The organism is Bifidobacterium callitrichidarum (assembly GCF_003129905.1).
Classification (GTDB): Bacteria; Actinomycetota; Actinomycetes; order Actinomycetales; family Bifidobacteriaceae; genus Bifidobacterium; species Bifidobacterium callitrichidarum.
Window position 1 is genome coordinate 13,224 of the sequence record NZ_QFFM01000001.1, and the last position, 24,355, is coordinate 37,578.

The 24,355-nt window shown below is 62.7% G+C and carries 19 protein-coding genes; 10 read left to right on the forward strand and 9 right to left on the reverse strand.

The features are described 5' to 3' along the window. Positions 1-284 precede the first annotated feature (284 nt). The 4 genes from DF196_RS00040 (at position 285) to DF196_RS00055 (ending at position 4,612) form a co-directional block, all read left to right on the forward strand. Complete coding sequence (locus DF196_RS00040; protein WP_109055908.1) at positions 285-1,847, forward strand: aggregation-promoting factor C-terminal-like domain-containing protein; 1,563 nt, start codon at positions 285-287, stop codon at positions 1,845-1,847. Positions 1,848-1,953: 106 nt separating this feature from the next. Continuing rightward, positions 1,954-2,919, forward strand: a complete 966-nt coding sequence (gene rsmA, locus DF196_RS00045; protein WP_109055909.1) for a 16S rRNA (adenine(1518)-N(6)/adenine(1519)-N(6))-dimethyltransferase RsmA — start codon at positions 1,954-1,956, stop codon at positions 2,917-2,919. Continuing rightward, positions 2,919-3,896, forward strand: a complete 978-nt coding sequence (locus DF196_RS00050) for a 4-(cytidine 5'-diphospho)-2-C-methyl-D-erythritol kinase (protein ID WP_109055910.1) — start codon at positions 2,919-2,921, stop codon at positions 3,894-3,896. The genes rsmA and DF196_RS00050 overlap by 1 nt, the downstream gene beginning before the upstream one ends. Before the next feature lie 44 nt (positions 3,897-3,940). Further along, positions 3,941-4,612 carry a LytR C-terminal domain-containing protein gene (locus DF196_RS00055; protein WP_109055911.1) on the forward strand — a complete coding sequence of 224 codons (672 nt, stop codon included), beginning with the start codon at positions 3,941-3,943 and terminating at the stop codon, positions 4,610-4,612. A gap of 229 nt (positions 4,613-4,841) precedes the next feature. Here DF196_RS00055 and DF196_RS00060 read toward each other — a convergent pair whose 3' ends face one another. Next, positions 4,842-6,260, reverse strand: a complete 1,419-nt coding sequence (locus tag DF196_RS00060) for a CCA tRNA nucleotidyltransferase (RefSeq protein ID WP_109055912.1) — start codon at positions 6,258-6,260, stop codon at positions 4,842-4,844. A gap of 441 nt (positions 6,261-6,701) precedes the next feature. On the opposite strand from DF196_RS00060, the gene DF196_RS14010 reads away from it, so the two are divergent. The 5 genes from DF196_RS14010 (at position 6,702) to DF196_RS00090 (ending at position 16,150) form a co-directional block, all read left to right on the forward strand. Further along, positions 6,702-7,682: an NUDIX hydrolase gene (locus DF196_RS14010; RefSeq protein WP_277745205.1), complete on the forward strand. Its 981-nt coding sequence runs from the start codon at positions 6,702-6,704 to the stop codon at positions 7,680-7,682. 65 nt (positions 7,683-7,747) lie between these two features. Then, a complete protein-coding gene (locus DF196_RS00070; protein ID WP_170114950.1) occupies positions 7,748-10,024 on the forward strand; it encodes a DUF6049 family protein in 2,277 nt (758 codons plus the stop codon). Continuing rightward, positions 10,021-14,058, forward strand: a complete 4,038-nt coding sequence (murJ, locus tag DF196_RS13725) for a murein biosynthesis integral membrane protein MurJ (protein WP_241519514.1) — start codon at positions 10,021-10,023, stop codon at positions 14,056-14,058. Before DF196_RS00070 ends, murJ begins: the two co-directional genes overlap by 4 nt. A gap of 251 nt (positions 14,059-14,309) precedes the next feature. After that, positions 14,310-14,666 (forward strand): endonuclease domain-containing protein, encoded by a 357-nt coding sequence (locus DF196_RS00085; protein ID WP_206603757.1) that lies wholly within the window; start codon positions 14,310-14,312, stop codon positions 14,664-14,666. A gap of 314 nt (positions 14,667-14,980) precedes the next feature. After that, positions 14,981-16,150: an NAD(P)/FAD-dependent oxidoreductase gene (locus DF196_RS00090; RefSeq protein WP_109055914.1), complete on the forward strand. Its 1,170-nt coding sequence runs from the start codon at positions 14,981-14,983 to the stop codon at positions 16,148-16,150. 138 nt (positions 16,151-16,288) lie between these two features. Here DF196_RS00090 and DF196_RS00095 read toward each other — a convergent pair whose 3' ends face one another. The 8 genes from DF196_RS00095 to rpmH form a co-directional block, all read right to left on the reverse strand. Further along, positions 16,289-17,737, reverse strand: coding sequence for a ParB/RepB/Spo0J family partition protein (locus DF196_RS00095; protein WP_109055915.1), 1,449 nt, complete (start codon positions 17,735-17,737; stop codon positions 16,289-16,291). Further along, on the reverse strand, positions 17,734-18,711 hold the full coding sequence (locus tag DF196_RS00100) for a ParA family protein (RefSeq protein WP_193852550.1): 978 nt from the start codon (positions 18,709-18,711) through the stop codon (positions 17,734-17,736). Before DF196_RS00100 ends, DF196_RS00095 begins: the two co-directional genes overlap by 4 nt. 258 nt (positions 18,712-18,969) lie before the next feature. Further along, positions 18,970-19,635, reverse strand: a complete 666-nt coding sequence (gene rsmG / locus DF196_RS00105) for a 16S rRNA (guanine(527)-N(7))-methyltransferase RsmG (protein ID WP_109055917.1) — start codon at positions 19,633-19,635, stop codon at positions 18,970-18,972. Between the two features lie 268 nt (positions 19,636-19,903). Continuing rightward, positions 19,904-20,428: a Jag family protein gene (locus DF196_RS00110; protein WP_109055918.1), complete on the reverse strand. Its 525-nt coding sequence runs from the start codon at positions 20,426-20,428 to the stop codon at positions 19,904-19,906. A gap of 137 nt (positions 20,429-20,565) precedes the next feature. Next, complete coding sequence (gene yidC / locus DF196_RS00115; protein ID WP_109055919.1) at positions 20,566-21,579, reverse strand: membrane protein insertase YidC; 1,014 nt, start codon at positions 21,577-21,579, stop codon at positions 20,566-20,568. Then, positions 21,576-21,893: a membrane protein insertion efficiency factor YidD gene (yidD, locus tag DF196_RS00120; RefSeq protein WP_109055920.1), complete on the reverse strand. Its 318-nt coding sequence runs from the start codon at positions 21,891-21,893 to the stop codon at positions 21,576-21,578. The genes yidC and yidD overlap by 4 nt, the downstream gene beginning before the upstream one ends. A gap of 3 nt (positions 21,894-21,896) precedes the next feature. Beyond that, positions 21,897-22,250, reverse strand: a complete 354-nt coding sequence (gene rnpA / locus DF196_RS00125; protein ID WP_109055921.1) for a ribonuclease P protein component — start codon at positions 22,248-22,250, stop codon at positions 21,897-21,899. Positions 22,251-22,285: 35 nt separating this feature from the next. After that, entirely contained in the window at positions 22,286-22,420 is a 135-nt protein-coding gene (rpmH, locus tag DF196_RS00130; RefSeq protein WP_007054596.1) for a 50S ribosomal protein L34, read from the reverse strand. Between the two features lie 314 nt (positions 22,421-22,734). Here rpmH and dnaA point away from each other — a divergent pair, with 314 nt between their 5' ends. After that, the gene (dnaA, locus tag DF196_RS00135) at positions 22,735-24,237 is read left to right on the forward strand and encodes a chromosomal replication initiator protein DnaA (RefSeq protein WP_109055922.1); all 1,503 of its coding nucleotides are present in this window, start codon (positions 22,735-22,737) and stop codon (positions 24,235-24,237) included. Positions 24,238-24,355: the final 118 nt, after the last annotated feature.

A 24,355-nucleotide genomic window follows, 5' to 3' on the forward strand; every position in this document is an offset into this window, starting at 1 on the left:
ATGGATATGCGCGGATTTTCCGGCGCACTGAATTCTTGCCTTGGGTAAGTAATCCAGGAGCCTTCCCCCAACTATGGGCTTCCTGGACTTAAGGGCGGAGCGTCCCCCAACCAGCTCCGCGCCTTCAAGGGGGCGGGAACATCCCCTTCTCTCCCGCCCCCTTTCTTCTTTTTCTTCCTCCGGAACCGAGCAGGAATGGTGACGGTGAGGAGCGCAACGGGCGGCGCGGCCGGGGCAACCATTACGATGGTGGGCGTAAGTCTTCGTACAACGGAAAGGGAACCATGGCACGGCGTTGGACCCCGCAGCGGTTTGTTGCACTGCGTCGCATCCGCGTAATCGCCAGCGTTCTATCGCTCAGTCTGGCCATGGGCGGCACGTTCGCCTTCACCGCCCGCAAATCCGTGGCCTTGAACGTCAACGGCGAGACCACGCAGGTCACCACCTACGCCATGACCGCCACCCGTCTGTTGCAGGAGCAGGGCATCGACGTCAAGACCCACGACATCGTGCAGACCTCCTCGGGCGATACGCTCGCCGACCATGCCGTGGTCACCGTGCGTTCCGCCTACCAGACCACCATCAACATCGACGGCGTCTCCGTACCGTTCTGGACCGTGGCCACCAGCGCCGAACAATTGCTCGGGTTCTTCGAGGAGAACGAAACCAACGCCACCAAGATCACGGTGGATATCGACAACGTCTACAACCAGCTCACCGGCGGGCTGGTGATCAACAGGAAGGGCCCGGTCACCGTCATCGCGGACGGCAAAACCTCAGTGGCCCCAAACGGCAAGCTTCCGGCCGCCTCCATCCTCGATTCCAAGGGCATCGTGCTTGGCAAGGAAGATCGCGTCAGCGTCGAAAAGGACGGTGACACGACCATCCTGCGCGTGCGCCGCGTGACCCATGGCGAGGAGACGCGCACCGTCTCGATTCCGTTCTCCACCCGCACGATCGTGGACAACTCGCTGGCCGCCGGTCAAACGGAAGTCCGACAGCAGGGCGTCAACGGCGAGAAGACGCAGGTGTATGACGTCACGTACGTGGACGGCGAGGCCGAATCGGAGACGCTGAAGTCCGAAACCGTCACCAAGATGGCCGTCGACCAGATCATCGCCGTGGGACCATCCACCACCGTCAACAAGAACAATTCCAACACGACCAACGGCAGCGGCAGTTCGTCCGCGAACGGTTCCGCGAATGACTCGACGTCCGGCGATTCCGGCTCCGGCAGCGAGGGCAGCGGTTCCACCGGCAACGGCGGCAACTCCAGCAACGGCGGCGATTCCGGTAACGGAGACAGCAACACCGGCGGAGGCGACGGCACCGGCGACAACTCCGGCGGTAATACGGACAACAACGGCACCGATAACAACGGCAATGCCAACAATGGCGGTACCAGCAACGATTCCGGCTCCGACAATAACGGCAGCGCCGACGACGATTCAGGCAACGGCGGAGGCAACAACACGACCCCCGATCCGACGCCCACGCCGTCCCCGGACAACGGCTCCTCCTCCGGCCGACTCTGGCATCCGACCCCGGCGCAGGCCCAGGCCTATGCGTCCGGAGCGGCGGCCCAACGCGGCTGGACCGGCAACGAGTGGGATTGCCTGGTCAAGCTGTGGACGCGCGAGTCGAGTTGGTTGTGGTACGCCGAGAATCCCTCATCCGGCGCGTACGGCATCCCGCAGGCTCTGCCGGCCGACAAAATGGCCACGTTCGGCGCCAACTACCGTGACGATGCCGCCGTGCAGATCGACTGGGGACTGGCATACATCGCCGAACGGTACGGCAGTCCGTCGGTGGCCTGGCAGCATTCCGAAGACGTCGGCTGGTACTGACCGGCCAGCCAATAACCAACCGGCGGCGGCCAATCGCATCGGATACGACGCCAACACCAAGCATTGCCGGACACCACGGCAACCACCAAGGCACAAGGGACAACGCATGAACAACGAAACCACCACCGCGCAGACCGGACAGGACGCCGGCAACCAGCCCGCAGGGCACCTGTTGGGCGCGGCCGACATCCGTCGCATCGCGGCCGAGGCCGGCGTAAGCCCCACCAAGAAGTTCGGACAGAACTTCGTGATCGATCCGGGCACCGTCCGCCGCATCGTCCGCGAGGCGGGCGTGACCGCCAACGACCATGTGATGGAGGTGGGTCCGGGCCTCGGTTCGCTGACCCTGGCGATCCTGGAAACCGGCGCCTCGATGACCGCGGTGGAGATCGACCCACCGCTGGCCGAGCGCCTGCCGGCCACCGTGGCCGAATTCATGCCCGAGGCTTCCTCGCGGCTCGCCGTGGTCAATCGTGACGCCCTGACCGTGACGCCCGAGAATGTGCCGGATTTCAACGATGACGACACGTTCACGCTGGTAGCCAACCTGCCGTACAACGTGGCCACGCCGATCCTGCTCACCCTGCTGGAGCGGTTCGATAATCTCGGCTCGTTCCTGGTGATGGTGCAGAAGGAGGTGGCCGACCGTCTGTCCGCCAAGCCCGGCTCCAAGATCTATGGCACGCCGAGCGTGAAGCTCGCCTGGTACGGCACCGCGGAGCGTGTGGGTACCATCGGCCGCAATGTGTTCTGGCCGGCTCCGAACGTGGATTCCGCGCTGGTGAAGTTCACCCGCTATGCCGCCGATGACGCTTCGGCCCCCGGTTCCGGCCCGGATGCGGCCCCGCGCGAGCTGACGTTCCAGCTCATCGACGCCGCGTTCGGCCAGCGCCGCAAGACCCTGCACGCCGCATTGAAGCATATGGTGCCCGCCGAGGTGTTCGAGGCCGCCGGCATCGATGCCACGCGACGCGGCGAGACCCTGACCATCGACGAGTTCGCCGCATTGGCCAAGGCACTGGACCAGTACAACAGCGGCCTTTCTCAGACGGCACAGGGCGAGGCGGCATGATGAGCCCGGTACTGACCCGTCCGCGTGCGACGCAACATCGCGAGGCGCAGCATCTCACCAAGGACGAACTGGCGCAGACGCCGGCCGGCGCGATGACGGTGAGCGTCGACTGCCCGGCCAAAACGAATCTCACGCTTGAAGTGGGGCCCACGCATGACGAGTGGGGTGGCAGGCACGCCTTGGACACCGTGTATTGCGCGGTGGGCGTGTATGACACGGTGACCGCCACCGCCAAGTATCCGGGTGCTGGATTCTCGCTGGATATCGAGGGCACGCATCTGGGCGATCTGGCCGCCTCCAGCAGTGATATGCGCCGCAATCACGCGGTGCTGGCCCTGTTCGCCATGGCCGAGGCCGCCGGACGGGATCCGGATGTGGCGTTGACCATCACCAAGCGCATTCCCGTGGGGGCCGGGCTCGGCGGCGGTTCGGCGGATGCCGCGGCCACGCTGCTGGCCGTCAATCGACTGTGGGATCTCAACTGGTCCGTCGACCGGCTGCGTACGATCGCCGCCACATTGGGCGCGGATATGCCATTCTGCGTGGCCGGTGGGTTCGCACATGGCACCGGATACGGCGAACGCATCGAGGGCATCGTGCCGGACAGCCCGCAGTGGCGTGAGCTTGCGGCCCAAGGCTTTGCCGGGGACGTGCTGGTGGGTGCCTACCAGTCGCAGCTGAGCACGCCCGAGGTGTATCGCACGTTCGACGCGGTGGGTGCCGGCGAGGGTGACCGGAATCATCTCCAGGCCGCCGCGATCAATCTGCACCCACGCAGCGGGCGCGCGGTCGACGCCGCGGCGCTGGCGGGCGCACGGCATGCGTTCGTGTCCGGATCGGGCCCGTCGGTGGTGGCGTTCGTGGATGGTGACGCGGCCGCACAGCGCGTGATCGACGCCTGGCGTGCGGACGGCTTGGTGGACCGTATCATCCGCGCCAAGGCACCCGCCAAACCGCTCGTGCGCGTCAGCCAGTGACGCTAAGGTAGCAACAAGCCATAGGACCAGAAGGAAGTCGAACGATGACGCAACAGGTAGACGAACGTGAGGCTCGCAAGGCGTATGTACGCCACCGTCAGACCGTCGTATTCTCCATCACCGGCGCGGCGCTGGCGGTCATCATGGTCGTCTCGCTGCTGTTCAACTTCCACGTATTCGGACTGGGCGCATACGTGACGCCCACCACCGAGCCGAACTACGGCAACGCGGCTCCCTGCGCGGTCAAGGGCAAGGACGGCAAGGCCAAGTATGTGGCCAACGGCTCCGTGGGCATCCAGGTGCTCAACGGCACCGATCATCTCGGATTCGCCTCCGCAGTGGGCAATGCGCTGACCAAGCGCGGCTTCAGCGTGCAGTTCATCGGCAACTACCAGGTCAAGAAGGGCAAGGTGATGGTGGCCAAGACGGACGTAGAGCGCACCACCATTTACTTCGGCAAGAACGCCGTGAACGAAGCGTACACGCTGGCCGGCAACTTCACCGACGCCACGATGATCATGACGGCCCGCGAGGACCAGCTTATCGATGTGGTGCTTGGCGCCACCTTCACCGACCTGCAGGATACGAACGCCTCGCCGCAGGAAGGCAAGGAGATCACCAGCATCGAGGGCTGCAAGGCCGCCGACAAGATGGCCAACCTGCCGGCCGACACCGACCACACCGCCTACACGGCTCAGCAGACCCAGCAGCAGTGATGGAATCGGCCTTTGGCCGATAGATTTTTTCGCAGCCTTTGGCTGCTTCTCTCCCTCCGTCATCGCTTCGCGATGCCACCTCCCTCGTCAGAGGGAGGCAAGGCTCTACACATATAGGATCTTGGCCCCCTCTGACGAGGGGGCTCCCGGCGCAGCCGGGTGGGGGAGAGAAGAAGAGCAGGCGAAAGCCTGCGGGAAACACAGCATCGGCCAAAGGCCGATGCCTTTTTTATTCCGTCACCTCGGCATACCAGCGCTTCAGTTCGGCCACGGCCACGTCATGCTCCACCGGGCCGTTATCGAGACGGTAGTCAAGCATGTGCTTATAGGCCTTGCCCACCATGGGACCGGGCTCCAGCCCCAGCAGCTCCATGATCTCGTTGCCGTCCACATCAGGGCGGATTGCGTCGAAGTCCTCCTTCTCCTTCAACGCGCGCACACGCTCCTCCATCTCATCCATCGCATCGGAGAAGATCTGCGCCTTGCGCTTGTTCTGCGTGGTGGCGTCCGCGCGGGTGAGACGGTTGAGGCGCTCGTACAGGTGGCCGGAGTCCTTGACATACCGGCGCACGGCCGAGTCGGTCCACGGCTCGTCCACATAGCCATGGAAGCGCAGGTGCATGTTCACCAGTTCGGAGACATCCTCCACGATGTGGTGGTCGAAGCGCAGCGCCTTCAGACGCTTGCGGGTCATCTTGGCGCCCACCGCGTCGTGATGGTGGAAGCTCACCTTGCCGCCCGGCTCGAACCTGCGGGTCTTCGGCTTGCCGATGTCATGCATCACGGCCGCCAGACGCAGCGTCAGATCGGGGGCCGGCACCGGGCCGTCCGGGCCGGTTTCCAGCGCAATCGCACGTTCCAGCACAATCATCGTGTGCTCGAACACGTCCTTATGGCGGTGATGTTCGTCGATCTGCAGCTGCAAGGCCGGAATCTCGGGGAAAACGATGTCCGCCAGTCCGGACTCCACAAGTGCCTCGAGACCGGCGCGCGGGCGATCGGACAGCAGCAGCTTGGTCAGTTCGTCACGCACGCGCTCGGCGGAGACGATCTCGATGCGGTCACGCATGGAGGTGATGGCTTCGGCGGCGTCCGGCGCGATGTGGAAGCCGAGCTGGGCCACGAACCGCACGGCGCGCATCATGCGCAGCGGATCGTCATCGAAGGACTGACGCGGGTCCACCGGCGTACGCAGCACGCCCTTGGCCAGGTCGCTCGCGCCGCCGAACGGGTCCACAAAGTCCAGTTCCGGCACGCGCAGCGCCATCGCATTCACTGTGAAATCACGGCGGGAGAGGTCGCCCTCAAGCGTGTCACCGTAATTGACCTCAGGCTTGCGGGAGTCGGGATCATAGGTGTCCGAACGGTAGGTGGTCACCTCCACCTTGACTTCGGTGCCGTCCGGACGGCGTCGCATGGCGCCCAGCGTGCCGAACTTGCGGCCCATGTCCCAGAAGCCGTCGTGGCCCCAGCGGCGCAGGATCGGCTCGAACTGTTCGGGTCGGGCGGACGAGCAGAAGTCGAGGTCGTGGCTGGGCCGGTGCAGCAGCAGATCCCTGACCGGGCCGCCGACCAGCGCCAGCTCATAGCCTTGCTCGGCGAACATTCGACCAAGTTCGATGGCCTCGGGCCACACTTCGAAATCCAATGGGCACTCTCCCGCATATCACGTTTTTTCTGCCCTACCAGCATACCGTTACCCCACCTGCACACGGGGTTGAGTATGGTGGAGAATATGATTACGCCCGCCGACCTTGCCCGCATGCTGCGGCAAACACCAGATTCGGCGGACAACCGTACCCAAGACCAGCTGCTGTATACGTCCGAAACTCCGCGTCATTCCGCCGATTCCGCCGCCGATGCCCACGATGGCACCCCGGCTTCCGCCTCGCGATCGTCCAGCGCCGAATCGGATGATTCCGATTCCTCCGCAGCTGTTCCATCCGTTTCCGCAGCCCATCCGTACGCTGCCGACGGAGGAACGTCCGCATCGCGGTCATCGTCCGTTGCATCCGTGGACAGTTCCACCGATGGGTCCACGCACCGTCCGCATGCCCCGGTGACGCCCACTCCGGCGACCGTGTTCGGCATGCGCGCGATGGTGACCATCGCTACCGCCAACGGCACCATCGCAGGCCAATCCGACGGCATCGTGGCGGAGGCCGGCGCTGAGGCCATCGTGTCGTCGCATGCTGCTGACGCCGCCACTGTCGTGTCCGATTCCGTCGAGAACCCGATTGCCGCGGCAGGACTGCCAGTGCCGCCCGAATCGCCGGAATTGCCTGAATCACCGGCCCCTGCGGCCGCGGAACAGCCCGAACCCAGCGGCCCCACCCCGGCCACCGTGTTCGGTCGGCGCGGGCAGAACGCGCGCGGCCCTCGTCCCGGACAGAACGGCCATAACGGGCAGCACGGCAGCCGAAAGAGCAACCGCAAGGGCGCCAATCCAGCGGCACGCATCGCCGCGGCGGCAGCGGCCGCACGATTGGCGGGTGCCCCGCAAGGAGCGATGCCCGCGGCCCCCGCTCCGGCACAGCCTGCGGCACCCAGCGGCCCCACACCGGCCATGATGCCGCAGCGCCGCACCTCCGACGGTCCCACCACGTTCGCGTCCCTGGATGCCCAGGAACTGCCGGTGGTGCGCGAGTATTCGGCCGGCGGCCTGATCTTCGACGACCAGAACCGCGTGGCCATCATCGCCCGCCACTCCCGGTCCGGCCATCTCGAATGGTGCCTGCCCAAGGGCCATATCGAGAAGGGCGAGACCCCACAGCAGACCGCCGTGCGCGAAGTGCATGAGGAGACCGGCATCCTGGGCGAGGTCATCGACTCCATCGCCACCATCGACTACTGGTTCACCGGCACCACCCAGCGCGTGCACAAACTGGTGCATCATTTCGCCCTGCGGCAGACCGGCGGCGAACTGACCGTGGAGGGCGATCCGGATCATGAGGCGGAGGACGCCATCTGGGTGCGGTTCGACGATTTGGACGACGTGCTGAGTTACCCGAACGAACGGAAAATCGCATGGTTGTACGCCAGAAAGAAGAACAGGCAGGCAAACGAGTGAATCTACCCGCAGTATTCCGCCGTCACGGGCTTCTCGCGCGCGTGCTGATCACGATGCTGACCCTGGTGGCGCTGGTGGTGGCCCCGCTTTCCCCCGTATCTGCCTGGGCGGACGGCTCGGACGATCAGACCGAATCCAGCGCGACTTCCGACACCGGTAACACCAATGATGACGGCAGCGACGCCGATGCCAACAGCGGCGATCGGCCCAAGCAATCCCTAACCATCGAGCAGAGCACCGCCGTGGTCACCGATACATCCGGCTTCCATCTGAAGGTGATGGTGGCCAACAACAGCGACAAGCCCATGGCGTCCGGCACGCTGGAGGTCAGCACCAACGCGCTGCTCACCTTCATCTCCCGCGCGGACATCCAATCCTGGGCGGAGGGCACCGCACCGATTCCCACGCCGAACGAAATCGGCCACGTCACGGTACCGGCCATCCCGGCCGGAGGCACGGTGACGGTGAATCTGGACGTGGCATCGGATCGCCCCGCCTTGCAGGTCATCGAGACATGGGGGCCGAAGCCGCTCCTCATGTCGTACATCGTCGACGGCCAAATATTGGTCAATCTGACTAGTTTCCTGACCCGTTCGCCGGACGGGCTCAACACCGCCCAGACGCCGGCCATGGATCTCACCGTGGCCATGCCGCTGACCTCGGACAACTGGCAGGTCAATGCCACGGCCGTCAACAATCTCGTCACGGACAACACCGGCAATAGCGATTCCAAGCAGGGCACGGCCACCAGCAGTGGCAAGGCCGGCGCCATCACCAATGGCAAGGACGAGAAAGGCACGACCGACAGTGCCGGCAACACCAGTGGCCAGCTCATCACCCTGTCCGAGCAGGACGAGACCGCTGCCCAGGCGCTGAACCAGGCGCTGAACCGCCATCGCAAGCTGCAGGTGGTGGCCGATCCGGTGTATCTCAAAGCCTCGAACATCAATCCGGACGTGGCCGGCGTGATGCAGCCCGCCGACTTCGACATCACCACGTACTCCGCGTTGGACAGCGGCAAGTCGTATGCCAAGGCCGGCGTCACGGACGAACAGTGGAGCGCGGACCAGTCGCAGACGTTGTACGCCAGCGACGAGGGCGAAAACGAGCAGTCCGCCGCCAAGACCAGCACGTACGCATGGCAGGGCAACGCCGGCTGGTCGATGGACGCCCTGACCAAGGCCAGCGAACAGGGGTATTCCACGGTGATCGCGGATGCCTCGTTCGACAGCGAACAGTCGGACACCGTGCACACCGGCACCTATGTGGTGAACACGGATGCCGGCGACGTGACCGTGCTGAAGGAGCAGGCGGAACTCGGCGAGCTGGCTCAGGGACAGCCCACCAGCAAGAACGCGAACGGCGAGGCCAGCGATGCGGGCCGTCTCGCCCGGTTGCTCGCCCAGAGCGCGTTCTACCAGATGGAACAGCCCTACACGTCCCGCAACCTGCTCATGACCTTCTCCCGTGATAGCTCTGCGGTTTGGATCGACCAGGTGATGGGCGCCCTCGAACAGGCCTCCTGGCTCAATCTCACCGATCTGGAGACCATGGCCAAGGCCGAGCCGTACAGCGTGAGCGACACGGTGAATCTGGACGATTCGAGCAAATCCCAGGTTTCCGCCGCCCGCACGGCGTTGAAGCAGCTGGCCGGCAGCCGCGGCGACATCATGCGTCTGGCCGGTGCCGTCTTGAAGCACAGCGTGGATTCGGACGACGTCTCCTCAATGGACATCAGCACGCTCGACCCGCAGGCGCTGGCCCGGCAGGACGCCGCGGCCACGGCCGCCAGCAACGGCGACCCGACCTCGTGGGTGGCCTCGCTGCTCGCCGCGCATGACAGCATGGCCCTGCGCGCGCTGTCCGGCTCACAGCAGACGGATACCAGCCAGCGGATGACCGTCGCCACCCGCGCGCTGGCGGACACCCTGCTCGGCAAGGTCTCCATCACGCCTTCGGAATCCGTGTCGGTGTTCAGCGAATCCGCGAAGATGCCGGTGACCGTGAGCAACAAACTGCCGTATGCGGTGAGCGTCAAAGTCAATTCGATCACCGATTCCATGCAGATCGTGACCTCGCGCACCACGGACATCGAGATTCCCGCGAACGGCGAGGCCCAGGTCTCGTTCACCATCCGAGTCTCCACTTCAGGCTCCACCGTCGCCCATGTCTCGCTGGCGGACCGTAACGGTCAGGCGTTCGGCAACGTGCAGAACACCGCCATCACCAGCGTGATGCGCATCAGTGACATGAGTGGCTTCATTATCATCGGCTTCGCGGTGCTGCTGGGCATTGTGGGCCTGTGGCGTCAGTTCAACCGTAAGAAGGATCCCGACGAATGAGTTCGACCGTTGGCCGTAATTCCCTGATCATGGCGTCCGGAACCGCGGCCTCCCGCGTAACCGGTCAGCTCCGTACGATTCTCCTGGCCGCCGCGATCGGCACCACCGGACTTGCGGCCAATGCCTATCAGGCGGGATCGATGATTCCGCAATCCGTGTTCACGTTGGTTTCGGGCGGCATCTTCAACGCCGTGCTGGTGCCGCAGATCGTGCGCACGATGAAGGAGAAGGACGCCCAGGAGCGTCTGAACCGACTCATCACGCTGGCCATCGGCCTGCTGCTGGCGATGACCCTGATCATGGCCGCCGCCGCTCCCCTGCTCGCCCGACTGTACGTGGGCAGCAACGACCATCAGATGATGGCGCTGACCACCGCGTTCACGCTGTGGTGCATGCCCCAGGTGTTCTTCTACGGCCTCTATACGGTGTTGGGGCAGATCCTGGCCGCGCGCGATCATTTCGTCACCTATGCGTGGAGCTCCACGGGCGCGAACGTGATCAGCTGCGCGGGCTTCACCGCGTTCATCCTGTTGTTCGGCAAGGCGAACGAGCAGCCGCTCGACTTCTGGACGGCGGACAAGATCGCGTTGACCGCCGGCACCTGGACACTGGGCGTGGCGTTCCAGGCATTGATACTGTTCCTGCCTCTGGCACGCATCGGCTTCAAATACCGGCCGAGTTTCGGCTTGACCGGTTTCGGCCTGAAGGCCATGGGCCCGGTGGCGTTGGGCTCGCTCGGCGTGGTAATCACCAGCGAGATCACCGGCATCGTGCTGACCCGTGTGGCCACGCTGGCACCGCAGCGCGCGCATGAGCTGACCGGCGCGAGCCTGTTCGACATCGCTGGCAACGCCACCTACCAGAACGCCTACACACTGTTCGTGCTGCCGTATTCGCTCATCGCCGTATCCGTATCCACGGCGATGTTCCCGAAGATCTCCCGGTCCGTGGCCGCGCATGATCTGGACGAGGCCCGGCATGATCTGGGCAGCGCGCTGAACAACGTGGGACTGCTCATCATGTTCTTCGCGGCCGCGATGATCGTCTTCCCGGAGCCGATCATCCGCGCACTGCTGCCTTCGGTCTCGATGGACGAGACCATGCTCATCTCCTATGCGCTGATGGCGCTGTCCGTCGGCATTCCGTTGGGCTCGGCGTTCCTGCTCATCCAGCGCACGTTCTACGCCTTCGAGGACGGTTGGCATCCGTTCCTGACCGCCCTGATCCAGTACGGCATGGTCACGGTGTTCATCGTCATCGGCACGCTGATCCTGCCGCCTGAGCATTGGGTCACCGGCATCGCCTGTTCCGTCACCCTCGCGGCGTTCCTTGCGATGCCGCCCACGATCATCATGTTGCGCAAGCGGTTCGATGGCAGTCTCGGAGGCCGGGCCATCATGCTCACGTACGGCAAGGCCACGCTCGCCGCAGTGGCCGGCGGACTGGTCACGTGGCTCATCAAGAAGCCGATCACCGCACTGTTCGCTGTGAGCATCCAGCCGACCGGCGGCCATATGGGATGGTTCGCCGCACTCGGCATCTGCGTGGTGCTCACCGTGGTGCTTGCGATGGTGTACGTGGGCGTGCTGTGGGTATTGCGCACGCCGGAACTGACCGGCGCGGCTCGGATGGTCGGGGCGAGACTCGGGCTGGGGCGCAGGAGCGTCGCCGCCGGACAGGGCAATCAGTCTGAACAGCCGGGTCAGCCGAATCGAATGGGCCAGTCGGGCGACAAACCGGGCGACGGCGGTTCCACGACCGGCGGTTCCATGACCGGCGGTTCCGCCGATGACACAGGCCGGACCGCGGTCCCCACGACGACGGCCTCCGCAGCCAATGCGGGCGACAACGGCACGGCTTCCAGCATCCCGAAAAACAGCGCCGCAATCCCCGCGCTCATCCCGTCCACATCATCCTCGGGAACCATTCGCCGGGCCATCCCGACGGATAGAATGTCAAAGACACTTTCGAAGAACATCACCAACAACCATACGGAGCCGGACGAGCTTATGAAACCGCATCTGGGAGATACCATTCTCAATCGATACACGCTGGTGTCCTCGTTGCGAGAGGAACCCGGCATCGAGGCGTGGAAGGCGAACGACCGTGTGCTGGCCAAGGATTGCCAGCTGTTCCTCGTCTCCAACAGCCAGGTGCTCACCGCCATCGACACCATTGCCGGCCGTATCGTGGCCACCAAGCCGGAACGTCATACGCCGGTGCTCAAGTACCGACTGCAGTCCGGCGTGCTGCTGGCCGTGATGCCGCTGGACAACGGCCTGTCCGTCACCGATTACCTGACCGGCGCGGGCAATGTGCTCAGCCATGACGCCATGCGTTCCATCGTCGGTGAGACGATGCAGGGCATCCGTCCGATGCTGTCCGGCACACCCATCAACGTGGCGATCACCACCGATACCGTGCGCGTGACCACCACCGGCGTGGAGATCGCGGATGGCCCGTTCACCCCGATGCTGGCCGATACGCTGGGCCTCACCGCACCGCTGGAAAGCGCCGAGCAGCTGGCCATCCGTCAGCTTTCCGCACTGCTGTACTCATTGCTTACGCACACGCCGAGCGAAACTAACCCCCACTTCGACCTGAACCAACTGCCACAGGATGCTCCGGGTGAATTCCGCGTGATTCTCAAGCGCGGCCTGAACCTCATCGAGGCCGACGACCCGACCCTGCCGATGGCCTCCCTGGTGGAGCTCGAGGCGCTGTTGGGCGACTGGAAGCCGTTGACCGAGCTGGGGGCGGAAGACATCGCCCTGCCGAACGTGAGCGGTGAATGCTCCATCGCCACCGCACCGCTGTGCCCGGTGGCCGAACCGGATATCAACCCCATCCCGGACGGTCTGGTGAGCAACCAGCAGCTGCCGACCCTGTCCATCGCCACCAGCACCCCCGCCATCGCCCTGCCGCCGAACCCGGCACAGAAGAACGGCGATGCAGCCGGCGAGACGGATTCGAACGACGGTCGCCGTCTGTTTGACTTCAACTTCTCCGACGCCTGGCAGAACGAGAACCTGTCTGGCGAGGATACCGGTGACTGGTACAACAGCTTCAACCCGGCCCCCACCACGGCCGTGGGCAACTCCCGACTGACCGTGCCGATTCCCACCGGTTCGCTCGCCCCCGAGCAGGCTCCCGGTGAGACCACGAGCCGCATCCCGGTGTATGACGCCGCCGGCCGCGAGGTGGCCCCCGGTGAGGAATCCTTGCGCGCGTTGGAGGAGGAGCAGGCCCGCATCGCGGAGATCGCCGCGATTCCGCCGAGCTTCGCACCCAAGGATCCGCCGAAGCGCACAGAGGGCGACGAGCTGCCGAACGCGCATCTGTTCGGCAAGTTCAGCACCAAGGTCGTGGCCATCGTGGCTGCCGTGCTCGTGGTGATTGCCGCTACGGTCTGGGCCGTGGCCGCCTTCCGCAACAGCTCCGGCAACCCGTCCGACACCACCGGCAAGTCCGTGAGCGAGGGCGAGTGGCCCGAGTTCGACGAAAGCCAGGTGCCGTTCGGCAACGGTACCGGTGCAAGTGCCACGAAGGGCGACAGCACCGATAGCAGCTCCTCGTCCGATTCCTCCTCTTCGTCTTCGTCGTCGTCCAACTCGGAAAGCACCAAGAAGAAGAGCTCGACGACCAAGAAGACCACGAACGAGGACAAGGAGTCGAAGGCCGTTCCCGCGCCGAAGCACGTGAACAACACGGCGTACACCATCTCCAGCGCGAACTTCCTGTCCAACCCGGGTGGCCAGTCCGGCTATGCCTACTACATGCATCTTGATCAGGCACATGATGTGTACCGCATGACGGTGACCATCCGCACCTCCGGCGGCAAGGGATACATCCGCGCGAACACCACCGGCGACCCGACCCAGGGCGAGCAGGTGGCCGAGTTCACCTTCGCCGATGGCGGCACCACCGAAATCAAGTTCACCAAGACGGTCAACACCCAGGATCTCATCCTCTGGGTCCCGATCGACAGCATGCCCCAAAACCAGCTCTACATCGAAAAGGTCGAGGTCTTCTAACCCTTCCTAGCCTCTACCCTTTTCACCAGGCCTGTGGAACCAATTCCACAGGCCTTTTTCATACAGTCCCCTGACCCCCTGCGGAGTACATCCCTAGCCCCTTCGACAGAGTGTATCCTTGGCCCCCTCTGTCGAGGGGGCTGTCAGCAAAGCTGACTGGGGGAGAGTAGCGGAGCAGGCAAAGCCTGCGGGAAACTCATATCGACCGCAGGTCGATGCCGCTACCACAGCTTGACAGCTATGCTGTACCAATGAAGGATTACAACCCCGATAACGTCAATATGGCAAGGAAGCTTCGGCGAGGTATGACACCGTGGGAACGGAAACTCTGGTATGGATTTCTTAGTTCCTATCCGATTCGATGGCAACGTCAGAAACCTATAGGCAACCGTATAGTGGATTTCTATTGCGCTAAGGCCAGCTTGGCCGTGGAGCTTGATGGTGGCGGCCACTACACGACGAAACAGCAGCAGGCCGATGCGGCACGTACAAAGGAGCTTGAGGCTGCGGGATTGACAGTGCTACGGTTTGCGAACAATGAAGTGGATTTCATGTTCCATGAAGTATGCCAGCGGATTGATAGTGCGGTTCGGGAGAAAATGAGATAGACCGGATTCAACTTATTCGATCGCACTTCGGTCAATCGGCATCGATCTGCGGCCGACATATTTTGGCTCTGTTAAACCAAGATTGACATGCCCCTTATTCTTGGCTCCCCTTGTCAGGGGAGCTGTCGGCGAAGCCGACTGAGGGGTAGTCTGACATGGATTCATGTCAATCTTGGTTTAACAGAGCCTATATTTTCCCGCAGGCTTTGCCTGCTGCTACTCTCCCCCAGTCAGCTTCGCTGACAGCCCCCTCGACAGAGGGGGCCAAGGACTCTGATATAGCGGAGGGCGGAAGGTCTTATGACAATGTGAGAATGTTTCACGTGAAACATCGCGTCATCATTATCGGTTCCGGCCCTGCCGGATACACCGCGGCCATCTACCTGGGCCGCGCCGGCTTCAATCCCCTTGTCATTACGGGTGCGCTGGCACCCGGTGGCCAGCTCGTCAACACCACGGAGGTGGAGAACTTCCCCGGCTTCCCGGAGGGTATTCTCGGCCCTGAGCTGATGGACCGCATGCGCGAGCAGGCCGAACGATTCGGTGCCGAATTCCTTCCTGCCGACGTCGAATCGGTGGAGGCGCTCCCCCAGCATGACGGCCACCCGCAATACCGCCTGACCACCTCGGACGATGAAACACTCGAAACCTCGGCCGTCATCGTGGCCACCGGCTCCAACGTACGCAAGCTCGGCGTCCCCGGCGAAGAGGAACTGTCCGGCCACGGCGTCTCCTACTGCGCCACCTGCGACGGCTTCTTCTTCAAGGACAAGCCCATCGTCGTGGTCGGCGGCGGCGACTCCGCCTTCGAGGAGGCGCTGTTCCTCACCCGCTTCGGTTCATCCGTCACCCTGATTCATCGCCGCGACAGCTTCCGTGCTTCGCAGATCATGGTCGAACGCGCCAAAGCCGATCCGAAGTTGACGCTCGTCACCAACACCGTCGTCACCGCCATCACGAGCGATGAACCCTCCCCCACTGTGGCTGATGCAACCAGCTCAGTCAACAGCGACGCCCAGTCCGGCAAAGCCCCAGCCATCAAGACCGCCGGCGTCTCTCTGAACATCGGTTCGGGCATCGGCCTCACCAAGCCCGGCACGGAAACCGCCGACAAACCGGCCATCAAGCTCCCTGGTCTCGGCGGCAATGCCCTGGGCGGCGGACTACTGTCCGGTCTATCCAAGCAGCCGCAGAAGCACGTCACCGGCGTCACGCTGCGCAACACCGTGACCGGTGAGGAAAGCACGCTGGACTGCAACGCCGTGTTCGTGGCCATCGGCCACACTCCCGCCACCGATTTCGTGGCCGATGTGGTCGAACGTGATGCCGACGGATACATCACCGTGAAAGGCGGCAGCACCGTCACCAGCGCTCCTGGCATCTTCGCCGCAGGCGACTGCGTGGACCGCACCTACCGTCAGGCCATCAGTGCCGCCGGCATGGGCTGCCGCGCCGCCCTCGACGCCCAGTCCTACTTGGAATAAACAATATCCACAGCTGATGGAATAAAGGTATGTCTCCCGACCGTAGGCTTGGCCGAACGGCCTTGAGTGTGTCGGGAGACATACCTTTATTCAATCAGCGTCCAGATACGCTACACGTTATCCGATACCCTTTAAGACTCACACCCACTTGGACTCGGACGAATCGGCAGCAGCGGCATCGCCCTGTCCGGGAACCAGCAGCTGCAGGATGCGATCCATATCCTCCGGCGACGAGAACACAATCTCAATGCGACCGTGCTTCTGCGTACCCTTGATGGACACCTTGGTGTCGAAGTGATTCTCCAGGCTCTGCTGGATGGCGGAGCCGACCCACGGATTGGTCTTGGAGGTCTTCGGCTTCTTGGGCTGCTCCCCCGAGGCGATCTTCATCGAGACAATCTCCTCGGTGCTGCGCACGGACAATCCCTCCGCGATGATGCGGGAGGCCAACTTGTCCATCTCCTCGGGATCGGTCAGGCCCAGCAGCGCACGCGCGTGGCCGGACGACAGCACACCAGCGGCGACCTTCTTCTGCACCGCGGCAGGCAGGTTGAGCAGTCGCAGCGTGTTGGCGATCTGCGGGCGGGACTTGGACACCGACTTGGACAGCTGTGCCTGGGTCAGACCGAATTCATCAATCATCTGCTGATAGGCCGCAGCCTCTTCCAGCGGGTTCAGGGCGACGCGATGCAGGTTCTCCAGCAAGGCATCACGGAGCATGTCGTCGTCGGCCGTGGTCTTGACGATAGCCGGGATGGTCTCCAGTCTGGCGAGCTGGGACGCGCGCCAACGACGTTCGCCCATGATGAGCTCGTATGGGCTGTCCATACGTCCAGCGAACGGATTAGCATTCGACTCCGCATCGGCGGACTGCTGCTCTGCCTTGGCCGCGGCGATCTGATCCACCGGTCGACGACGCACCACGATGGGCTGCAGCACGCCGACTTCCTTGATGGAAGCGGACAGCTCGTTGAGTTCATCCTCATCGAAGATGGTGCGTGGCTGATGCGCGTTCGGCCCAATGTCGGACAGCTTCAGCTCGGCGAGGTAACCGCCTTCCACCGGCTTCAGCTCAACGGGCTTGTCCTCAGCCTGCTGCTCGGACGTTTCAGCGGAATCCTTCACATCCTTGCCCTTGGCCGCCGACTGCGATGTTTCACGTGAAACATCCTTGCCTTCATTCGCACGTACAGCATGCTGGGCGGCACCCGGAATCGGCATGAAGGTATCGATCGGCGTGGTGGCGGCAGGCACGTCCTCGCCACCGAAGAACAGGTCGCTCGGGTGTGCGATAGCACCGATGCTCGGCATCGAAGCACGCTTGCCCGAAGCCTTCTTCTGATGCTTGCCAGCCGACGGCTTCACAGCCGCACCGGACTCCCCCGCCGAAGCACCAGCGTTACCGGACTTCGCCAAGTCCTTCGTGGCCGAGCCCTTCACGGCAACATCGGCCCCGTCCTTCGCCTCAGACTTATCATGCTTATCAGTATCCGGCAGCAGCTCCAGTTGCGCGTTGGCATCCTGCTCCCCCGGCAGCGTAGGGAACAATGCACCGAGGCCCTTGCCGAGTCGAGATTTCGATGTCATGAGTTGTTCTTCCTCCTCGCGTCAATGGCGTCGAGCACCTGCTGGGAATGCTTGGCAATCTCCAGAGCGGCCTCGCCGTAGGCGATCGCGCCGATGCCGCGTGGGTCATAGGCGATCACCGACTGCGAGAAGCTGGGTGCCTCGGAGATCTTCACGGAACGTGGAATGGTGGTGTTGAGCACGATGCTCGGGTAGTGGCCCTTGACCTCGCCATACACCTCGCGGCTCAGCAGGGTACGGCGGTCGAACATGGTGACCAGCATGGTGGAGACCAACAGCACCGGGTTGAAGTGCGTCTGCACCAGACCGATGGTGTTGATGAGCTGGCCCAGACCCTCCAGTGCGTAGTACTCGGCCTGAATCGGGATGAGCATTTCCGTGACCGCACACATGGCGTTGATCACGAGCAGGCCCAGGCTTGGCGGGCAGTCGATGAACACGTAATCGTAGTGCTTCTCAGACTGGCGCAGGTACAGATCCAGCGCCTCCTTGAGCAGGGTGTTGCGGTTGGGCAGATCAGCCACCTCAAGTTCGGCACCACTCAGGTCGATGGAGGCCGGCACCACGTCCAGCGTGGCGAAGTCCGGGCAGACCGTCAGCACATCCCCCAGTCCGGCACGTCCTTCGATGACGTCATACACGGACTTGTCCCCCGAGGCGTGCGGCACGCCGAGAGCCGTGGAGGCGTTGCCCTGCGGATCCATGTCGATGACCAGCACCTGCGCACCCTTGTTGGCCAGCGCGGCGGCGACGTTCACCGTAGACGTGGTCTTGCCCACGCCGCCCTTCTGGTTGGCGACGGCGATACGACGGGTCTTCGCCGGCTTCGGGAAAACCGCCTGCTTGAGCGCCTCGTATCGGGAGGATTCGTCGGCAATCTGGTTGCCCAGCACGGAACCTTGCCCATCAAAAATACGATGAAGGGTTTCGGAAGCTGTTTCCATCGGTTCCGATTGATGATCCTTCGAGGCCATCGTTCCTCCTTGCACAGACGTATGTTCCAGTGTTCTCATTCGTGTGGACATGGTTTGGGTTATCCACTATTTCGGCCTGCATTGTGGATAACTGTGGATAACGTAGGCGATATCCTCGTCACCACATCCACAAAAGGTCTCTATAACCGTTGATTTTGCAGCGTTTTGCGAGTTGTGCACTTCTCCGGCTGAAAATGTGGATAACTTTTCAGCGGACTCACGATTGTGGATAACTGCCATGCCATGACCGATACTCCCCTACCGCTTGTCCACCAGCACCACGTGCGTGGATTCCAAGCCAGGACCGACCGCAGCCTCCACCACACGCGGACGCAGACCACCGAAACGGGTGATCTCCTTGGCCGCCTTGTCGATTTCGGCCTGGGCCGAACGGCCCTTCAATGCGACCAGACGTCCCTGCGACTTCAGCAATGGCAACGTCCAGCCGGACAATTTCGTCATCGGGGCAACGGCACGGCAGGTGACCACCGCGAACGGATGCGCCTTACGCTTGCGCACGGCGGCGATGACCTCATCGGAGCGGCCACGCACGATCATCACGTTCTTCAGCTCCAGCAGATCGACGCATTCATGCAGCCATTCGATACGACGCTCCATCGGTTCAATCAAAGTGAACTCATGATCAGGCAGGCAGGCCGCAGCCACCACACCGGGGAATCCACCGCCGCTGCCCACATCGGCCACGGTCTTGAAGCGCATGCCATCGGTCACCTCGCGCACGTACGGCACGATGGCGACCGAGTTCAGGATATGCCGCTCCCAGATGATGTCCACGTCACGAGGTCCGATCAGGCCACGCGGCTCCCCCTCTTCGGCGAGCTTGGCATGAAAACGTTCGAGCTGAGGCAGTGCGTCACCCAGCACTTCGGCCAGTACCGGCGAACCGGTCAGCTGATCCGTCATAGCCATTCCCCTTGTCGTCCTTGTTTCACGTGAAACATCCGGCTTATCCGTACTACGTATCCAGGTATTCGGCATGGAAAAGGCGCCGTGCCTTACGACGCCATCTCCATCATCCGAATACTTCACACGCTGATTGACCCGATCCCACACGACCGGCGGATCGGTCGGCGTAACGCCGGTGGATGATCCTCCCTAGTAAACCATCCACCGGCGCAACGCGCCATCCACCACCGTATGTGGGGAATCGGTCAATCAAGTCTTGACTCTATCACTCCTCGTCTTCGAGTTCATCATCCTCGGCCTTGCTCCGCATGTACACCGTCACATAACGGTGCGGCTCTTCGCCATGGGAGCGAGACTTGAGGCCTTCCTCGCGCACCACATCGTGCACGACCTTACGCTCGAAGGAGTTCATCGGCTTGAGGTCCACCGGTTCGCCGGTGTCCTTGACCGCATCGATGGCGTCCAGTGCGATGTCACGCAGACGCTGGCGCTTGCGCTTGAGGAAGCCATCGACGTCCACGATGAGGTGGGAGCGTTCGCCGGTCTTCTGCTGCACGGCCAGTCGGGTGAGCTGCTGCAGGGCATCCACCACTTCACCGTTGCGTCCGATGAGGTGCTTGATGTCGGTGTCATCGTCGGCGACGATCTGCACGGTGGGGCGATCGTTGCGCACGCCCATTTCGATGTCGCCTTCGTAGTCGGCGATGTCCAGTAGTCCTTCGAGGTAATCGGCAGCGATGTCAGCTTCCTCGTTGAGCTGATCGATCGTCTTCACATCATCCTGTGCCATATGCCTCTCCTTTATGTCAGGTATGAATTCCAAGTCTAAGCCCAGTCCATCCGAAACCGGTGGACCGGTGTTGCGGGTGTCCGATGTTTCACGTGAAACACCGGACACCCATCCCCCAGTCGCGCTCCCCTATCGCGCTACTTCTTCTTCCTCTTGCGCACCGGCTGCTGGCGCTGGTAGCCACGCGCGTCCTTGCGCTCGGCTTCCTCCTTGGCCTTGACCAGGGCCTCCTCCTCCAGAGAGGGGCGGCCTTCCTTGGCGCGGCGTGCATTCTCGATGCGGTGGTCGCGCTTCTCCTTGTCCTCGGCTGCCGGGGAGCCGGGGGTCGGGAAGTAGTAGACCTGCCAGAGCGTACGCACCAGGTTGCACACGTTGTTCGTCAGCCAGTAGACCAGCACGGCGAACGGCATGGTCACGCCGGAGAAGATGTACATGACCGGGAAGATCCACAGCATCATCTTCTGCATGGACTCGGCCTGCTTGTTCATCGAGGCGGCTGCCATGTTGCGCTTCATGCTGAAGTACTGCACGAACCACAGGCAGAAGCACATCAGCGCCACGAAGATGCCGATGACGATCTTGCCACCGAACGCGGCGGACGTGAAGTTGTCGGTGACGCTCACGATGCCGAACACGTCGGTCTGCGTGAACTGCTTGGCCGTGGCCACGTCGAAGGCACCGAGCGGTTCCTCGCGTACGCCATTCGCGATGTACGGGATGGCGGACAGCGTGTAGAACATCGCCATGAACACCGGGCCTTGGATGAGCATCGGCAGGCAGGATCCGGCGGGGTTGGCGTCGTTGTCCTGGTAGAGCTTCATCATCTCACGGCTCAGGGCTTCCTTCGAAGCCTGATCCGTCTTGCCCTTGTACTTGTTCTGGATGCGCTGCATCTTCGGCGCGAGGGCCTGCATCTTGCGCATCGACTTGATCTGCTTGTAGAACAGCGGGAAGATGCACGCCTGCACCACCAGCACCAGGAAGATGATGGCAAGGACCCACGAAACGCCGATCTCGTTCATGCCGAGCAGCACGAAGAAATCATGAACCAGCTTCAGGATCCAGGTCTGCAGCCATTCGACCGGGGTCAGAATCTTATAGAAGAATCCCCAGAAACCGCTGTCCAGAAGGAATTGGTTTGGGTTAGTCATCGATGGGCCTCTCCTTGAGTTGTGGCCAATGGGGTCAGTCGAGGCTCCTCATGGGCCTTCGACCACGAAAATCGATAGAACACGGAATAGCGCTGGGGAACATCGTCGATGCCCCCGCGGCTCCACGGCCTGCAACGCAGCAGACGCAACACGGCAAGCAACCCGCCCTTGAATGCGCCATATCGTTCAAGCGCCTGAATGGCATAGTTCGAGCAACTTGGGTAATACTTGCAACAGGGCGGTGTGTTTGCGGAAATGTTGCGCTGGTACCAGCGCACTCCCGCAATCAACACCGCCCTGAAGGAAAAAGCCATGATTCAAGCCGTCTTCCGTGCCACCGCAGCGAAAGCCTTGGCGATCTGCTCGTCCAATGACGAGAAATCCGCGGTCGCGGCGCTCGGCTTGGCGCGCAGCACGATATCGCATTGCTCCGGAAGCAGATGCTCGTGGGCCCGGGCCGATACCCGGAACCTACGCTTCACCGTATTGCGCGTGACCGCTTTGCCGACCGATTTGGATACGGCCAATCCCAGACGTCGGTGATTCGACGTCTGTTCCTCATCGCGAACCGCGCCGGGCACCAGATAGTGCACGACGATATCCTTGCCACCCACCTTGCGCCGGCGCTTGAGCACGGTGACAAAATCACGATGGCTTTGTAGCCGCTCCACCTCGACTATGCCGCTGTGGTAATGGTCCGACCGAATCAGGCGGACAGGGACTTGCGGCCCTTGGCGCGACGGCGGTTGATCACCGCGCGGCCGGAACGGGTGCGCATGCGCAGACGGAAGCCGTGCTTCATGTGACGACGGCGGTTGTTCGGCTGGAACGTCCTCTTCATAATTGCTCCTAGGTCTATTCGGCAACGCTTCGCGCTGCCCTCACGTGAGTCAAGCTATACCAAGCTACCCTCACCCCTAGTCCGAAGTCAAAACGAGAGGGGAGTTTTCACATTTCGACACGGCCCGCGACACGCCGGAGCAACCCGCGAAACGGCGGAAAATCAGGCATTCAGGGCCGAAAGTTATCCACAAATTACATGTATGTTATTCACATTCCAGTGTTTTCAACACGCAACGCGGTGGATAACTTCCCCATATCGGAGTAAACATAGTTAGTTGTATTATCCACGCCAGAGCGAAGAAAGGGCCGACCATGGTGCATACTTCCGGCGACCCTGCCGTCGAGGCCGCTCACATCTGGGCCAACACCCTGACGGTGCTCAAGCATAACTCATCGCTGAGCGCCCGCGAGAAGGGTTGGCTGGAGGGCGTGGTGCCCGAAGGCGTCTACGGTTCGACCATCGTGCTGTGCGTCGACAACAACGTCACGCTGCGTGCGGTCCAGGGCGACCTCAACGGCCCGCTGGTCCAGGCACTCCATACGGCCACCGGCCAGGACATGTTCCCTGCGTTCAAGGTGGTGCCGCATACCGAGCCCGAACGCAGGAAGCCGAACGCGCCGTTCACGATGGAGGCCAATCCGACCGTCGCCGATTTCGGCAAGGAGCCGTTCGGCGGTCCGTCCGCATCCTCCGCCCCCGAGCCGAAGCCGATGGTGCCCCAGTCGGAGCCGCGCTTCCCGGTGGGCCAGCAGAAGATGAACCGGGATCCGGAGACCCATCTCAATAAGAACTTCACGTTCGATTCGTTCGTGCCGGGCGATTCCAACCGGTTCGCCCGCACCGTGGCCTTGGCCGTGGCCGAGGGCTCGGGCCAGGACTTCAATCCGTTGTGTATCTACGGCGGCTCCGGTCTGGGCAAGACCCACCTGCTCAACGCCATCGGCAACTACGCGCTCGTCAAGGACCCCAGCCTGAAGGTCCGGTACGTCACCAGCGAGGAATTCACCAACGAATTCATCGACGCCCTGCAGAACCCCAACCAAAGCCAGGGCCAGATCGCCGAATTCAACCGACGCTACCGCCAGGTCGACGTGCTGCTCATCGACGACATCCAGTTCCTCGGCGGCAAGGAAGCGACCCTCGACCAGTTCTTCCACACGTTCAACTCCCTGCACCAGGCCAACAAGCGCATCGTCATCGCCTCCGACGTCGCCCCCAAGAACCTCAAGGGCTTCGAAGCCAGGCTCATCTCCCGCTTCGAATCGGGACTCACCGTGGACGTCAAGCCGCCGGACCTCGAGACCCGCATCGCCATTTTGCGCATGATCGCGTCGATGAACGGATCCAAGATCCCCAACGACGTGCTCGACCTGATCGCCGAACGCTTCACGGAGAACATCCGCGAACTCGAAGGCGCCCTGACCCGCGTGACCGCCGTCGCCTCCCTGAGCAACCAGCCCGTCACCCGGGCCCTGGCCGAACAGACCCTCCAGGACTTCTTCACCACCGACGTGGAGATCAAGCCCACCGACATCATCGGACAGGTCGCCAAGTACTTCCACCTGACCTTCGACGATCTCGTGGGCCGTTCGCGCACCAAGAACGTGGCCCTCGCGCGCCAGATCGCCATGTACCTCGCCCGCGAGATGACCAGCATGAGCCTGCTCGACATCGGCGAGGTCTTCGGCGGCCGCGACCACACCACGGTGATGCACGCCTACACGCGCGTGAGCGACGAAATGCAGCAGAAGCAGGAAATCTACAACTACGTCATGGAACTCACCGTGCGTCTCAAGCAGAACAGCAACGACTGAGCCACCCGTTCGCCCGTCTCGTACAATCCGTCTGACAGACCGTTTTCGGCCCTTTTCCGCCCGCGCGATGGAAAAGGGCCTTTTTCGTTCGTCAGAAACGATTCTCCCGGACGCCGAT

What these genes read in the sequence shown, in the direction of transcription:
- DF196_RS00040 (WP_109055908.1), top strand. Translation starts at nt 285, where the DNA reads ATGGCACGGCGTTGGACCCCGCAGCGGTTTGTTGCACTGCGTCGCATC.
- rsmA (WP_109055909.1), top strand. Translation starts at nt 1,954, where the DNA reads ATGAACAACGAAACCACCACCGCGCAGACCGGACAGGACGCCGGCAAC.
- DF196_RS00050 (WP_109055910.1), top strand. Translation starts at nt 2,919, where the DNA reads ATGAGCCCGGTACTGACCCGTCCGCGTGCGACGCAACATCGCGAGGCG.
- DF196_RS00055 (WP_109055911.1), top strand. Translation starts at nt 3,941, where the DNA reads ATGACGCAACAGGTAGACGAACGTGAGGCTCGCAAGGCGTATGTACGC.
- DF196_RS14010 (WP_277745205.1), top strand. Translation starts at nt 6,702, where the DNA reads ATGCGCGCGATGGTGACCATCGCTACCGCCAACGGCACCATCGCAGGC.
- murJ (WP_241519514.1), top strand. Translation starts at nt 10,021, where the DNA reads ATGAGTTCGACCGTTGGCCGTAATTCCCTGATCATGGCGTCCGGAACC.
- DF196_RS00085 (WP_206603757.1), top strand. Translation starts at nt 14,310, where the DNA reads ATGAAGGATTACAACCCCGATAACGTCAATATGGCAAGGAAGCTTCGG.
- DF196_RS00090 (WP_109055914.1), top strand. Translation starts at nt 14,981, where the DNA reads ATGTTTCACGTGAAACATCGCGTCATCATTATCGGTTCCGGCCCTGCC.
- DF196_RS00095 (WP_109055915.1), bottom strand. Translation starts at nt 17,737, where the DNA reads ATGACATCGAAATCTCGACTCGGCAAGGGCCTCGGTGCATTGTTCCCT.
- DF196_RS00100 (WP_193852550.1), bottom strand. Translation starts at nt 18,711, where the DNA reads ATGGCCTCGAAGGATCATCAATCGGAACCGATGGAAACAGCTTCCGAA.
- rsmG (WP_109055917.1), bottom strand. Translation starts at nt 19,635, where the DNA reads ATGACGGATCAGCTGACCGGTTCGCCGGTACTGGCCGAAGTGCTGGGT.
- DF196_RS00110 (WP_109055918.1), bottom strand. Translation starts at nt 20,428, where the DNA reads ATGGCACAGGATGATGTGAAGACGATCGATCAGCTCAACGAGGAAGCT.
- yidC (WP_109055919.1), bottom strand. Translation starts at nt 21,579, where the DNA reads ATGACTAACCCAAACCAATTCCTTCTGGACAGCGGTTTCTGGGGATTC.
- yidD (WP_109055920.1), bottom strand. Translation starts at nt 21,893, where the DNA reads ATGGCTTTTTCCTTCAGGGCGGTGTTGATTGCGGGAGTGCGCTGGTAC.
- rpmH (WP_007054596.1), bottom strand. Translation starts at nt 22,420, where the DNA reads ATGAAGAGGACGTTCCAGCCGAACAACCGCCGTCGTCACATGAAGCAC.
- dnaA (WP_109055922.1), top strand. Translation starts at nt 22,735, where the DNA reads ATGGTGCATACTTCCGGCGACCCTGCCGTCGAGGCCGCTCACATCTGG.